The 12,336-nt window shown below is 63.9% G+C and carries 15 protein-coding genes; 9 read left to right on the top strand and 6 right to left on the bottom strand.

Going from position 1 to position 12,336, the window contains the following annotated elements; all coding sequences use genetic code 11:
- Positions 1-224 precede the first annotated feature (224 nt).
- Positions 225-401 carry a hypothetical protein gene (locus K3F49_RS17380; RefSeq protein ID WP_200471335.1) on the bottom strand — a complete coding sequence of 59 codons (177 nt, stop codon included), beginning with the start codon at positions 399-401 and terminating at the stop codon, positions 225-227.
- A 167-nt stretch (positions 402-568) separates the two neighbouring features.
- On the opposite strand from K3F49_RS17380, the gene K3F49_RS17375 reads away from it, so the two are divergent.
- The 7 genes from K3F49_RS17375 to K3F49_RS17345 all read left to right on the top strand — a co-directional run bounded on the left by K3F49_RS17375 (position 569) and on the right by K3F49_RS17345 (position 5,905).
- A complete protein-coding gene (locus tag K3F49_RS17375; protein ID WP_234682173.1) occupies positions 569-1,297 on the top strand; it encodes a LuxR family transcriptional regulator in 729 nt (242 codons plus the stop codon).
- Positions 1,298-1,382: 85 nt separating this feature from the next.
- On the top strand, positions 1,383-2,042 hold the full coding sequence (locus tag K3F49_RS17370) for an acyl-homoserine-lactone synthase (protein WP_234682172.1): 660 nt from the start codon (positions 1,383-1,385) through the stop codon (positions 2,040-2,042).
- 1 nt (position 2,043) lies between these two features.
- Positions 2,044-2,262: a hypothetical protein gene (locus K3F49_RS17365; RefSeq protein WP_234682171.1), complete on the top strand. Its 219-nt coding sequence runs from the start codon at positions 2,044-2,046 to the stop codon at positions 2,260-2,262.
- 318 nt (positions 2,263-2,580) lie between these two features.
- Positions 2,581-3,498, top strand: a complete 918-nt coding sequence (locus K3F49_RS17360; protein WP_148777384.1) for a branched-chain amino acid ABC transporter permease — start codon at positions 2,581-2,583, stop codon at positions 3,496-3,498.
- Positions 3,495-4,439, top strand: coding sequence for a branched-chain amino acid ABC transporter permease (locus K3F49_RS17355; protein WP_234682170.1), 945 nt, complete (start codon positions 3,495-3,497; stop codon positions 4,437-4,439). Before K3F49_RS17360 ends, K3F49_RS17355 begins: the two co-directional genes overlap by 4 nt.
- Positions 4,432-5,199: an ABC transporter ATP-binding protein gene (locus tag K3F49_RS17350; protein ID WP_234682169.1), complete on the top strand. Its 768-nt coding sequence runs from the start codon at positions 4,432-4,434 to the stop codon at positions 5,197-5,199. The genes K3F49_RS17355 and K3F49_RS17350 overlap by 8 nt, the downstream gene beginning before the upstream one ends.
- Positions 5,192-5,905 carry an ABC transporter ATP-binding protein gene (locus K3F49_RS17345; protein ID WP_234682168.1) on the top strand — a complete coding sequence of 238 codons (714 nt, stop codon included), beginning with the start codon at positions 5,192-5,194 and terminating at the stop codon, positions 5,903-5,905. Before K3F49_RS17350 ends, K3F49_RS17345 begins: the two co-directional genes overlap by 8 nt.
- Positions 5,906-5,964: 59 nt before the next feature.
- Here the strand turns inward: K3F49_RS17345 and K3F49_RS17340 are convergent, their stop codons facing one another.
- From K3F49_RS17340 to K3F49_RS17330, 3 genes are all read right to left on the bottom strand, one after another.
- Positions 5,965-6,312 (bottom strand): hypothetical protein, encoded by a 348-nt coding sequence (locus K3F49_RS17340; protein ID WP_234682167.1) that lies wholly within the window; start codon positions 6,310-6,312, stop codon positions 5,965-5,967.
- 298 nt (positions 6,313-6,610) lie between these two features.
- A complete protein-coding gene (locus K3F49_RS17335; protein ID WP_234682166.1) occupies positions 6,611-8,047 on the bottom strand; it encodes a glutamine synthetase family protein in 1,437 nt (478 codons plus the stop codon).
- A 160-nt stretch (positions 8,048-8,207) separates the two neighbouring features.
- A complete protein-coding gene (locus K3F49_RS17330; protein WP_234682165.1) occupies positions 8,208-9,566 on the bottom strand; it encodes an aromatic ring-hydroxylating dioxygenase subunit alpha in 1,359 nt (452 codons plus the stop codon).
- A 112-nt stretch (positions 9,567-9,678) separates the two neighbouring features.
- On the opposite strand from K3F49_RS17330, the gene K3F49_RS17325 reads away from it, so the two are divergent.
- Together K3F49_RS17325 and K3F49_RS17320 are read left to right on the top strand one after the other, a co-directional pair.
- Positions 9,679-10,464: an IclR family transcriptional regulator domain-containing protein gene (locus K3F49_RS17325; protein WP_234682164.1), complete on the top strand. Its 786-nt coding sequence runs from the start codon at positions 9,679-9,681 to the stop codon at positions 10,462-10,464.
- Positions 10,465-10,565: 101 nt separating this feature from the next.
- Positions 10,566-10,898, top strand: coding sequence for a PRC-barrel domain-containing protein (locus tag K3F49_RS17320; RefSeq protein ID WP_234682163.1), 333 nt, complete (start codon positions 10,566-10,568; stop codon positions 10,896-10,898).
- 13 nt (positions 10,899-10,911) lie between these two features.
- Here the strand turns inward: K3F49_RS17320 and K3F49_RS17315 are convergent, their stop codons facing one another.
- Both K3F49_RS17315 and K3F49_RS17310 read right to left on the bottom strand, forming a co-directional pair.
- Complete coding sequence (locus K3F49_RS17315) at positions 10,912-11,307, bottom strand: group II truncated hemoglobin (RefSeq protein ID WP_234682162.1); 396 nt, start codon at positions 11,305-11,307, stop codon at positions 10,912-10,914.
- 2 nt (positions 11,308-11,309) lie between these two features.
- On the bottom strand, positions 11,310-12,218 hold the full coding sequence (locus K3F49_RS17310; RefSeq protein WP_200471348.1) for a helix-turn-helix transcriptional regulator: 909 nt from the start codon (positions 12,216-12,218) through the stop codon (positions 11,310-11,312).
- Positions 12,219-12,336 lie beyond the last annotated feature (118 nt).

Here is a 12,336-nt window from a genome sequence, read left to right as displayed (position 1 = left end):
TCCGCGAACTCATCTGTGTGCTTGCGGTGGCAACCCCTTCCGGCGTTATAGCCGAAGCTTCGCTTCGGCGTTCCTGAGAACGGCGGCCGAAGGCCGCCTATGCCACCTTCTCCCACAAGGGGAGAAGGAAAAGCAACGGCCGGATTGCATCGACAAAAATCAGCGCAAGTGTAAGGGCGTCGCCGCGCGATCTGCTTCATCGACGTTGATTGCTGCAGTTGCTGCTAGCCCGCCGGGCTCTCCGGTGAGGCGCTGTCGACGAGCTTGGGGCGCTCGCTTTGCAGCACGTCGCGGGCAAACTCGATGATCTTCTGCTTGTTTGCCGTATCGCGCACAGCGAAAAACACGCGGTTCAATTCCAGGCCGAGCACGCTGTTGAGGGCGATGTTCTCGTCTTCCATCGTGGCTTTCCCGCTCCAGACGCCATAGGTGTAACTTGAGGTCTCTTCCTCCACAAGTAGATTGAATCTCGGGGTCGCGTGCCACACCGGGAATTTACGGGCGCGGTGAATTGAGGCAGCCCCCAAAGACGTGCTATACGGAATGGCGAGGGTCAGGGAACGCACCGATGTCCGCCGTGGATTATGGCCGGGAAGCGCTGGACTTCATCGAAGGGCTGGGAGCCTATCGCGGGGTTCCTGACGCCATGGATGCGCTCGCGCTGGCGTTCGGCCGCTATGGCTTCGAGCACATCATCGTCACCGGATTGCCGAATCCCGATCAGCGTTTTTCCCAGATGGTGCTGGCCAAGAAATGGCCGGCGGAGTGGTTCAGCCTCTATACCGAAAAGAGCTACGACCGCGTCGATCCCGTGATCCGGAAGTGCCGCCACACGGTCAATCCGTTCGAATGGTCGGAAGCGCCTTATGACGCGGAGTTTGAGCCGGGCGCGGTGGAGGTGATGCGGCGCGCCGCCGATTTCCGCATGTCGCGCGGTTTCGTCGTGCCGATCCACGGCTTGACCGGTTATGAGGCCGGCGTCTCGCTCGGCGGCGTTCATCTCGATCTCAATGCCCGCAGCAAGCCGGCACTGCATTTGATCGCGATGTACGGCTTCGACCATATTCGCCGTCTGCTCGCGCCCTCACCGCATCCGTCGGCGCGCCTGACCCCGCGCGAGCGCGAGGTGATCGCCTGGGCGTCGCAGGGCAAGTCCGCCTGGGAGATCGGCGAGATCCTGAACATCACGCAGCGCACCGCGGAAGAGCATCTTGCAACCGCTGCGCGCAAGCTCGGCGCCGTCAACCGGACGCACGCGGTCGCGATCGCGATCCGCCAAAGAATCATCAATCCCTGAAATCTTCGCCTACTGGGAAATTTCCCAATAGTCGGTTTGGCCGTTTTCGCTGAGGCTGCCCCCATTTCAAGTCATGGGGGAGTTTATGATTCATGTGATTTCTGCCGAGAACCGGCACCTCTACGAAGACGTCCTGGAGCAGCATTTCAGGGTACGTCACGAGATTTTCGTCGAAGAGCGGAAGTGGGAGGGGCTGCGCAAGCCCGACAGCCGCGAGATCGACGTCTACGACAACGAGGACGCGATCTATTTGCTGGCTCTCGAGAACCGCCGCGTGCTGGGTGGCTCCCGCCTCTATCCGACCACCAAGCCGACCATGATGAGCGAGGTCTTCCCCCATCTCGCTGCGGTGCGCGGCTGCCCGGTCGATCCGCAGGTCTGGGAGTGGTCGCGCTTCTTCGTGACGCGCGAGCGCCGCGACGGAGCGTTCAATCTGCAACTGATGGCGGCGGCGCAGGAGTTCTGTCTCGATCAGGGCATCGAGCGGCTTTGCCTCGTCATGGAGACGTGGTGGCTGCCGCGCTTCCACGACATCGGCTTCGTCGTCACGCCGCTGGGATTGCCGGCGCTGGTCGAGGACTCCTGGACCATTGCCGCGACCATCGATATCCGCCAGGAATCACTCAACGTCGTGCGTGACCGGATCGGGATGAAGAGCCTCGTCCAGCAGGACGGACCGCGTCTCGATTGCATTGCCCGTGCCAACCTTTGCGGCCGCACCGCCGCGCAACGAAAGAGCGCCTGAGATGTCGAACATGATGCGAGACTGCCAGATCATGGCGCAAACCAGGGACGAGAATCTCGGCTACATGTCCGACATGGCGCTCGAGCTGGCGCAGATGGCCGAAGACACCGGGTTGGCGACGCTCGCCTACCTGTTCCGGATGGCGGCGCTGGAGGCCTCGACGGCCAACAGCGAGCTCAACGAGCCCGATGATTTCCCCCGCCAGATCACGTCGCACTAGAAATATCTTCATTCCGACACGTCGCGCACCCTCTCCTCGGCAACGGGGGAGGGTGATCGTTTGGGTGCGGCAGGCTGACCCACCCCGCGCGGCAGCCTTCTTGCAGGGCCGGTCTTAAAGGCCGGTCTTGCAGGGCCCGATTTTGATCGCATGCACCGGCATGCAACAAAGTGCATGTCTGGCGTGGAATCACTCTTGCCTCGGAACGATACTGCCATTACCCATTTTTCCGCCTTGAAGAGGCAGGGGGAGCTCTTTCACTGATGGCGACTGTGTTCGAACATCGGCGCGCGTCCGTATGCGCCTGAAAGAGTTTTGATGCTGCTCGTCGTCGAACAGTTCTTGAACGGATTGCAGTTCGGTCTGCTGCTGTTCCTGCTTGCCGCCGGCCTGACGCTGGTGTTCGGGATCATGGATCTCGTCAACCTCGCGCACGGCTCGCTCTACATGATGGGCGCCTATTTTGCCGCGACCTTCGCGGCGTGGACCGGCAGCTTTCTGCTCGGCGCGCTGCTGGCGCTAGGTGCGACACTCGTGCTCGGCATCGTGCTCGAAATGAGTGCGCTGCGGCATCTCTATGGGCGCGACCATCTCGACCACGTGCTCGCGACCTTCGGCCTGATCCTGTTCTTCAATGAAGCCGTGCGGCTGATCTGGGGCCCGGCCGGCCTCGCCCTGCCGCTGCCGGCCTGGCTCACGGTGCCGGTGCCGATCCTGCCGGGCATTCACTATCCTGCGTACCGCCTTGCCATCATCGTCGTCGCGCTGCTGGTGGCGCTGCTGCTCTATCTCGGCGTGATGCGCACCCGCATCGGCATGCTGATCCGCGCCGGCGCCTCCAACCGCGAAATGATTGGCGCGCTCGGCATCAACATCAAGCTGCTCTACACGCTGGTGTTCGGGCTCGGCGCGGCGCTCGCAGGCTTGGCCGGCATGATGCAGGCGCCGATCCTCACGGTGCAGATCGGCATGGGTGAGAACATCCTCATCCTTGCCTTCGTCATCATCGTGATCGGCGGTATCGGCTCGATCCGCGGCGCGTTCCTCGCTGCGATCTTCGTCGGCATGATCGACACGCTCGGCCGCGCCTTCCTGCCCAATCTGCTGCGGCAGGTGCTGAGTGGCGCCGCTGCCTCCACCGCCGCGCCCGCGCTCTCGTCCATGCTGATCTATCTGCTGATGGCGATCGTGCTGGTGGTGCGGCCGGAGGGGCTGTTTCCGGCCAACCGTCGATGAAGACTTTCTCGGTGAGCAAGGCCGTCACGGCCCTGATGCTGGCGGGCCTCGTGGTGCTGCCGCTCTATTCGAATCTGTCCGGCAACGTCTTCATCCTGACGCTGTTCACCCGCATCGTCATCCTGGCGCTGGCAGCGGCAAGCCTCAACCTCATCATGGGGTTTGGCGGCATGATGAGCTTTGGCCACGCCGCCTATCTCGGCATCGGCGGCTACGCCGTCGGTATGCTGGCGCAGGAAGGCATCGGCTCCGGCTTCATCCAGTTTCCCGTCGCGCTCGCGGCGTCTGCAATCTATGCGCTGGTGATCGGCACGCTCTCTTTGCGCACCCGTGGCGTCTACTTCATCATGATCACGCTCGCCTTCGCGCAGATGGCCTATTACGTCGCCTCGGGCCTTGCGCGTTATGGCGGCGATGACGGCCTCACCGTCTACAAGCGCAGCGATTTCTCGGGGCTGATCAATCTCTCGAACCGCACGCAGTTCTATTATCTCTGCCTGGCCTGCCTGTTCGCGGTGATCTTCCTGATCTGGCGCATCGTCAATTCGCGCTTCGGCCTCGTCGTGCAGGGCCTGCGTTCCAACGAGCAGCGCATGCAGGCGATCGGCTTTCCCGCCAAGCGCTACCAGCTGGTCTGCTTCGTCATCTCCGGCACGATGTGCGGCCTCGCCGGCGCGCTGCTCGCCAACAACACCGATTTCGTCAGCCCGGCCGTGATGTACTGGACCCGCTCCGGCGATCTCATGGTGATGGTGATCCTGGGCGGCATGGGCACGCTGTTCGGCCCGGTGATGGGCGCAGTGGTCTATCTGCTGCTGGAAGAGTTTCTGTCGCAGCTCACCGAATATTGGGCGCTGATCATGGGGCCGCTGTTGCTGCTGATCGTGCTGTTCGGCCGCGGCGGCATCATGGGCCTGCTGGGGAGGCTCAATCGTGGCTGAACCGCTGCTCCGCGTTGAAAAGCTGGTGCGCCGCTTCGGCGGCATCACCGCGACGGACAACGTCTCGCTCGACGTCGCGGCAGGCGAGCTGCACGCCATCATCGGCCCGAACGGCGCCGGCAAGACCACGCTGATCAGCCAGCTCACCGGGCATCTCGAGCCGCATTCCGGCAGCGTCTCGTTGGACGGCCGCGACATCACTTACCTGCCGGCCTACCGCCGCTGCGCGCTGGGCCTCGCACGTTCGTTCCAGATCACCTCCCTCCTGCTCGACTTCACCGCGGCCGACAATGTCGCGCTGGCAGCGCAGGCGCATGCCGGCCATTCGTTCCGCTTCTTTGCCAATGCCCGCAAGGAAAAGGGCTTGCGCGACGCTGCGCACGCCGCGCTCGACCGCGTCGGCTTGTTGCATCGCGCCGACGTCGTGGTGTCCAGGCTCAGCCATGGCGAACGGCGCCAGATCGAGCTTGCGGTGGCGCTCGCCAGCAAACCGAAATTGCTGCTGCTGGACGAGCCAATGGCCGGCCTCGGCGTCACCGAATCGCAGAACATGGTGAAATTGCTCCAGGAGCTGCGGAAGGAAGTCTCGATCGTGCTGGTCGAGCACGACATGCCCGCGGTGTTTGCGCTCGCCGATCGCATCTCGGTGCTGGTCTATGGCCGCGTCATTGCCTCCGGCGATCCCGCCGCGATCCGCGCCAACGAAGACGTCAAGCGCGCCTATCTCGGCGACCAGCACGTGGTGACGCACCATGGCTGACACGCTGCTCGACGTCGACGGCATCGAGACCTGCTATGGCCTCAGCCAAGTGCTGTTCGGCCTGTCCCTGTCGATCAAGCCCGGCGAGATGGTCTCGCTGATGGGCCGCAACGGCATGGGCAAGACCACGACGATCCGCTCGATCATGGGCCTGACGCCGGCGCGCTCAGGCGCGATCCGCTTTGCGGACACTGAAGTTCGGCAGCTTCCGTCATACCGGATCGCCAAGCTCGGCATCGGGCTGGTGCCTGAGGGCCGCCAGATTTTTCCGAACCTCACCGTGCGCGAAAATCTGGTCGCGGCCGCCGCCGATCGCTTTGACAGCGCCAATCCCTGGACGCTCGCTGCGATCTACGTGCTGTTCCCGCGGCTCGCCGAGCGCGCCGCCAATATGGGTAACCAGCTCTCCGGCGGCGAGCAGCAGATGCTCGCCATTGGCCGCGCGCTGATGACCAATCCGAAGCTCCTGATCCTGGACGAGGCGACCGAAGGGCTGGCGCCGCTGATCCGCGAAGAGATCTGGAACTGCCTGTCGCTCCTGAAGAGCCGCGGCCAGTCGATCCTGGTCGTCGACAAGAATGTCGACCACCTCGCCCGCATCTGCGACCGCCACTTCATCATCGAGCGCGGCAAGACCGTTTGGAGCGGCACGTCGGACGAGCTGATGGCCGAGCCGGACCTGCAGCATAAGTATTTGGGGATCTAGAGGGCGTCAGTGCCGCAGGCTCGCAGTCGACCTGCGAACGCCCGGAAAACTCAGAGCTCCTACCAATAAATTCCGTGCCGATGCAGTTCGCGGATCACGCGCGCCTCGGTCGATGGCTGGCGGTGCTTCGGCTTGGCCGGTTCCGCGGTCGGCTGAGCGGACGTAACGGCCGGCGCGATCACGGTTTGCGCTGGTGTGGTCGGCGCAGGGGATGCGGGTGTGGTGGTCGCCGTCTGCACACTCGCCGGTGGCGTTGCCGTCGGGGCTTGAGTTGCCTGCGGCGCTGCCGGCTGCTCGGTCGCCGGGTTCGCATTGGTCGCAGTGAGGCTGAGGCTTCGCGAACCACCGGCATCGGCTTGCGTTGCAAGCAGCGTCACCGCCGTAGCGATCAGGATGAGCTCGCGCATGAAAGCTCCGGTTATCTGGTCAGCCTCTCTTACCTAAGCCCTATCGGCCGACCGCTAGCGTGCGAGGTGGTGTACGCCGATTTCGACCAGCGTGTTCCGGCAGGACAGGCGATAAATCAGGCTGAACAATTGACTGAACATGATCGAACTCCAGTGTTGATCATCGAGGCAAGGTTAGACCTCGCGCTTTTCAGGCGCTTTTCGAGGCACCGGGAAAACGGCTTCGTCGGAGTGCGGAGTGGTGTCGTCGGAACAGGCGGGATGAAGTCGCCTCACAGCGGCGTGAGGCTGACTTCCGTCAAAACATCTCGAAATATTCGCGATGTTCCCAGTCGGTCACCTCCGCGAGGAAGCGGTCGATCTCGGCGTTCTTGATGTGGGTGTAATAGTCGACGAACTCCGTGCCCAATTTTTCGCGGAAGAACGGATCGTCCTTCAGCGCGGAGACGGCATCGCGCAGGCTCTTCGGCAAGAGGGGCGCCTTGGTCTCGTAGGGCGTGTCGGCCGAGGGGCCGGGATCGAGCTTGCGGTCGACGCCGTCGAGGCCTGAGAGGATCTGGGCGGCCATATAGAGATAGGGATTGGCCGCGGGCTCGCCGACACGATTTTCCAGGCGCGTTGCGGCATCGCCCGCGCCGCCGAGCACGCGGATCATCACGCCGCGATTGTCGCGGCCCCAGATGGCGCGGTCCGGCGCCAGCGAATAGGAGCGGTAGCGCCTGTAGCCGTTGATGGTCGGCGTGGTGAACACGGTGGCCGCACGGGCGTGATCGAGCAGCCCGGCGAGCCAGGCGCGACCGAACTCGCTGAGCGGTTGCCCGGCCTCCTTGGCCATGAACAGATTGTCGCCGTTCGTGCGCGAGACGACCGATTGATGCAGGTGCCATCCGCTTGCAAACAAATTCGGCAGTTTCGGCCGGCACATGAAGGTGGCGTGATAGCCGTGGCGGCGCGCGATCTGCTTCACAGCACTGCGAAACAGCACCATGTTGTCGGCAGGCTCCAGGCCCTTCTTCGGCGCGAAGGTGAATTCGCACTGGCTCGGCCCGAATTCGACTTCGACCGAGCGCAGGGGCAAGCCGAGCGCGATGATGTCGCGGCGCAGGATCTCCAGCACCGGCTCCATCTGATCAAAGCGCTGCTCGGTGAGGTATTGATAGCCGTGAGAGAGCAGGCTTACCGACGGCGGCGTGCCGGGCTGTCCCGCATCCTCCGGGCGCATGTGCGGGTCGTCGAGCTTGAAGATATGGAATTCGACCTCGAGGCCGGCGACGAAATCATGGCCGCGGCGGCCGAGCTCGTCGAGCGCTTTGCGATAAAGCCCGCGCGTCGCGAACGGCACCGGACGGCCGTCATTGAAATAGAGGTCGCACAGCACCCAGCCCGTCGCCGGCGCCCACGGCAGCACGCGAAAGGAAGTGGGATCGACGACCATCAGTACGTCGGCCGCGCCCTCCATCTCCTTCATGCCGAAACCGCCGCCTGATGTGAACACCGGAAACACCGTGCGGTGGGACGTGTCCTTGGCGAGCATCGTCGTGGTGATGGAGCAGCCGCTCTCCAGCGAGGCGATCGCCTCGGAGGCGATAATGGTCTTGCCGCGCAAAATGCCGTGCTGGTCGGGGAAGGCGAGGCGGATGACCTCGAGGTTCTTGTCCTCGACGATGCGGCGCATGCGCGCTGCGGCGTCTGTCTGCTCATCCGACCACAGCGCATGACGCGCGACGAAAGTCACTTTGATTGCTCCTCAGTCACGATGCCCGACGGGCGCAAGGCGCTTGCCACATTCTCCGTCATTGCGAGGAGCTCTTGCGACGAAGCAATCCAGAGTCTCTCCGGAGAGGCAATCTGGATTGCTTCGCTGCGCTCGCAATGACGGGGATAGAGCGCCACTCTCACTCCGCCGCCGTCAGCCGATGCACGTTGTCGGCGATCTCCTTCGGCACCGGCGCTGTCCACGGCGCGCCGCGGCGGCGCTTGACGTCGACTTCCATCCAGTAGGTCTCCCAGCCGCGCGTCGGCCCGATGCCGTCCATGGTCGCGGGGCCCTGGATGCTGCGTGCATTCGCCTCGTCCAGGAACAGCATCGGCTTCTCGCCGCCGCCGACCTTCTCGATCTCCTGCCGCAGCAGGCGGCGATATTGCACGATCGCCTTGTCGCTCGAGGCGAGATGCTCCTTGGTGCGGTCCTGGATCGCGCCCATCGATTCCACCGCCCACTGGTCGTGGACGTTGATGTCGTTGCCCATGCCGGTATAGGTCGCGGTCTGCTGCTCGTGCGGATCGAAGCCGTAATCGTTGCTGCGGTTCTTGCGCGACTTGTAGTCGGGCAGCTCGTAGAGCTCGAGCCGCTGCTCGCGCATTTTTGTCTTGTCGACCGGGTTCGAATAGCTGGTGAAGATCGCGTACCAGTAGCAGTTCTCGTCGTCGACCGGCACGTGCCACTGCGTGATCGTCATCTCCGTGCTCATGGGGATGACGAAGCCATGCGGGAAAAGCTGGTTGGTGACGCGCACATGGGTGCGTTCTTCGTCGATCTCGCGCAGCGCGATCAGCCGCAGGCCGTATTCGGTGTGCTCGACATTGATGATCGGGCGGTCGTATTCGCGCAGGATCTTCGTCATCGGGAGATCGCTGCCAGCCGAGGCACCGCGAAATTGCTTGCCGTAGGCGGTGGAGGTGTCCTCGTCCTCGAAAAAGCGGTGCAGATAGGAGGCGTGCGCGGGATCGATGCCGACTTCGAGCGCCTGGAGCCAGTTGCAGGCCATGTGGCCCTTGAACGCGAACGTATGCGTGCCGGGCGCGACGAAGCAGTCGAGTTCCGGGAATGCCGGCGGCTCACCTTCGCCGAGATAGGCCCAGAGGATGCCGCTCTTCTCCACCACGGGATAGGAGCGCTGGCGGATGTTCTGGCAGAGTTTTGAATCCTTCGGCTCGGCCGGCGTCTCGATGCATTGGCCGGTGGCGTCGAACAGCCAGCCGTGGAAGGCGCAGCGCAGGCCGCCGTGTTCGAGCCGGCCGAAAGCGAGGTCGGCGCCGCGATGGGCGCAATGACGATCGATCAGGCCGTAGCGCCCGGTCTCGTCGCGGAACAGCACCAGGTTCTCGCCGAGCAATTTGACGGGACGGATCGGCCGCTCACCCTCCAGCTCGTCGACCAGGGCTGCCGGCTGCCAGTAGCTCCGCATCAGCTTGCCGCACGGGTCTTTCGGCCCGGTGCGCGTGATCAGGTCGTTCTGCTCCTGGCTCATCATGGCGAGTGCATCCTTTGTGGAGCGGCGCTTGTTCGTCTATTGAACTAATGGGCGAATTATGACATGCCTTGGGTCGACAGCAAGCACTATTTTGCAGGACTATCCCGGCCCCATGCCCAAGCTGAAGCGAAACGAGACTGACGAGCGCGCGACGGATTTCGTCGAAGCCCTCGATCGCGGACTGCGCCTGCTGCAATGCTTCGGCACCAACGCAGGCCCGATGACGCTGAGCGATCTCGCTCGCGCCGCCGAGCTGCCGCGTGCCACCGCGCGGCGCATGCTGTTCACGCTCCAGCGCGGCGGCTTTGTCAGAGGCGACGGAAAACTGTTCTCGCTGACGCCGCATGTGCTGACGCTGGCGGCATCGTACCTGCGCTCCAACCAGCTCGTCACGGTGCTGCAGCCGGTGCTCGATCGCGCCGCGACCGCGGCCAACGAGATCTCCTCGCTCGCGGTGCTCGACGGTGACGACGTCGTGTTCGTCGCCCGCAGCAGCCCGGCGCGGATGTTTTCGGGGGGCCTCGAAATCGGCTACCGCCTGCCGGCCTTCTGCACCTCGGTCGGCCGCGCCATGCTCGGCCAGCTCGACGATGCCGGTCTTCTTGCGCGCATCAAGAAGATGAAGCGCGAGGCGCTGACGCCGCAGACGGTGACCGATCCCAAGGTGCTGCTGGCACGCATCGTCGCCGATCGCGCGCAGGGGTACTCACTGGTCGACCGCGAAGCCGAGCCGCATTTTCGCTCGATCTCGGTGCCCGTGCGCCGTTATGACAACGTGATCGTCGCCGCCATCAACATGGGTGCCCATGTCGACCGCGTGCCGGCGCAGGAATTGATCGACCGCTTCCTGCCGCTGCTGCGCGAGGGGGTGGGTCCGGTGCGTTCGCAGCTATTGTAGGTTTCGTAGGTGCAACGCAAAAGGCTGCTGCGACGCTGACCGTCCTACATTCCGCCGTGTCTGTGCTATGATACGGTCCGGACAAGACCAGGGAGCATGCCATGCAACACACCATGGTTCCCAGTGACCGCGTCGAACACGTCGCCGTCTACGGGTGCGACGGCACGAAGCTCGGCACGGTCGAACGATTGATGCTCGACAAGGCAAGCGGAACGGTCGCTTACGCCGTGATCAAGACCGGCAGGCTGCTCGGGACGCATCATCACTATCCGGTGCAATGGAGCGCGCTGAAATATGATCCGGGACGTCAGGCCTTCCAGGTCGAACTGACGCCGGAGCAATTGAGCAGCGGCCCCTGCGAAGTCGATGGCGATGAATTCGACTGGGGCGACCGCTCGCCGCCGTACCAGCATCCAAACTACTGGTCGATCTAGGCTTTGATCGACATCACGGCCGGTTGCGCATCCAGTCGGCGAGGCCGGACAGTGCCTTGTCGAGGTCCTGCCGTGCCGCCGCGTCGGTGACCGTGTCCGCCATCGCGCCGCGCATGCAGAGCATCCACGCATCGCGCTCGGCATCGCCGATGGCAAAGCCGATGTGCCGCTGCCGCAGCCGCGGATGGCCCTTCTCGACCGAATAGAGTTTCGGGCCGCCGGTCCATTCGGTGAGATAGCGCTTCAGCACGTCCCTGATCAGGCCGAGGTCATCCGCATGCATCGTGCGGATGTTCTTCGCCTCCGGCAGCGTGTCCATGCGGTCGTAGAAGCGATCCACCAGCCGGTCGATCGTGGCGTTGCCGCCGATCCGCTCGAACATGGACGCTGCGACGTCGCTATCGGTCATCGCTACAGCGCCACACTTCGCAGCCCGAAGCTGCGCGCTTCGTTTTGCAGCACCGGGCGCACCGCATCGATCAGCCTTGCCGCCGCCGCGTCGACGCTCAGCCCTGCCGTGTCCACCACCGCCGTCGCGCGCGCGTACAGCGGCTCGCGGCTGAGCAAAATGTTGCGCAGCTCCGCCATCGCCGAGCGGTCATCCGCCATCGGACGCAGATCGCCCTGGCGGCGGACGCGGGCCATGTGCTCCTCGGGCTCGGCCTTCAGCCAGATCGTGTAGAACGACGACAGGATCTGGTCGAAGGTCAACGGCTCCGAGACGATGCCGCCGCCGGTCGCCAGCACCATCAGCTCGTTTCGCGCGAGCAGCTGCTGCAGCGCGGCCTGCTCCATGCGGCGAAAGCCTTCCTGGCCGTAGAGCGCGATGATCTCGGCGACCGAGAGGCCGTTCTGCTGCTCGACCTCCTTGTTGAGCTCGACAAAACTCCAGCCGATCTTCTTCGCCAGCATCCGCCCCAGCGTCGATTTGCCCGCGCCGCGCAGGCCGATCAGCGCGATGCCGCAGAACGGCGCGCGCCGCGGCGCGGAGGCGCTGCCGCCGGCGAGCAGGTCTTTGGCTTGCGCGATCTGCGCTGGCGTCGCCTTGCGCAGCAGATCGCGAAACATCTGCCAGTCCGGCGTCGGATCGGCTGAGGGGAGCAGGTCTTCGAGATGCGCGCCCATTGCGTCGGAGACGCGGCGCAGCAGCACGATCGAGACATTGCCCTTGCCGCTCTCGAGCTGCGCGATGTAGCGCTCGGAAATTCCTGATACCTTGGCGAGCACTTTGCGCGACATGCCGCGCAGCGCGCGCATGGTGCGCACGCGTTGGCCGAGCTGTTCGAGAAAGCGGGATTCGGCGTCGGGACTGTCGGTCATGAGGCTTCTTTACAGGAGGTCCTGCGGCGCGTTTTAATGAAACATAGTGCCTGCTGGCATTGACAGCAAGCTGCCGCAGTGTCTTTCTATGAATTATAATTCTAAATTCGGGGGAGAC

The organism is Bradyrhizobium monzae (genome assembly GCF_021458635.1).
GTDB lineage: Bacteria > Pseudomonadota > Alphaproteobacteria > Rhizobiales > Xanthobacteraceae > Bradyrhizobium.
Note: the sequence above shows the minus strand (reverse complement) of the source record. Positions and strands in the feature narration are given on the sequence as shown.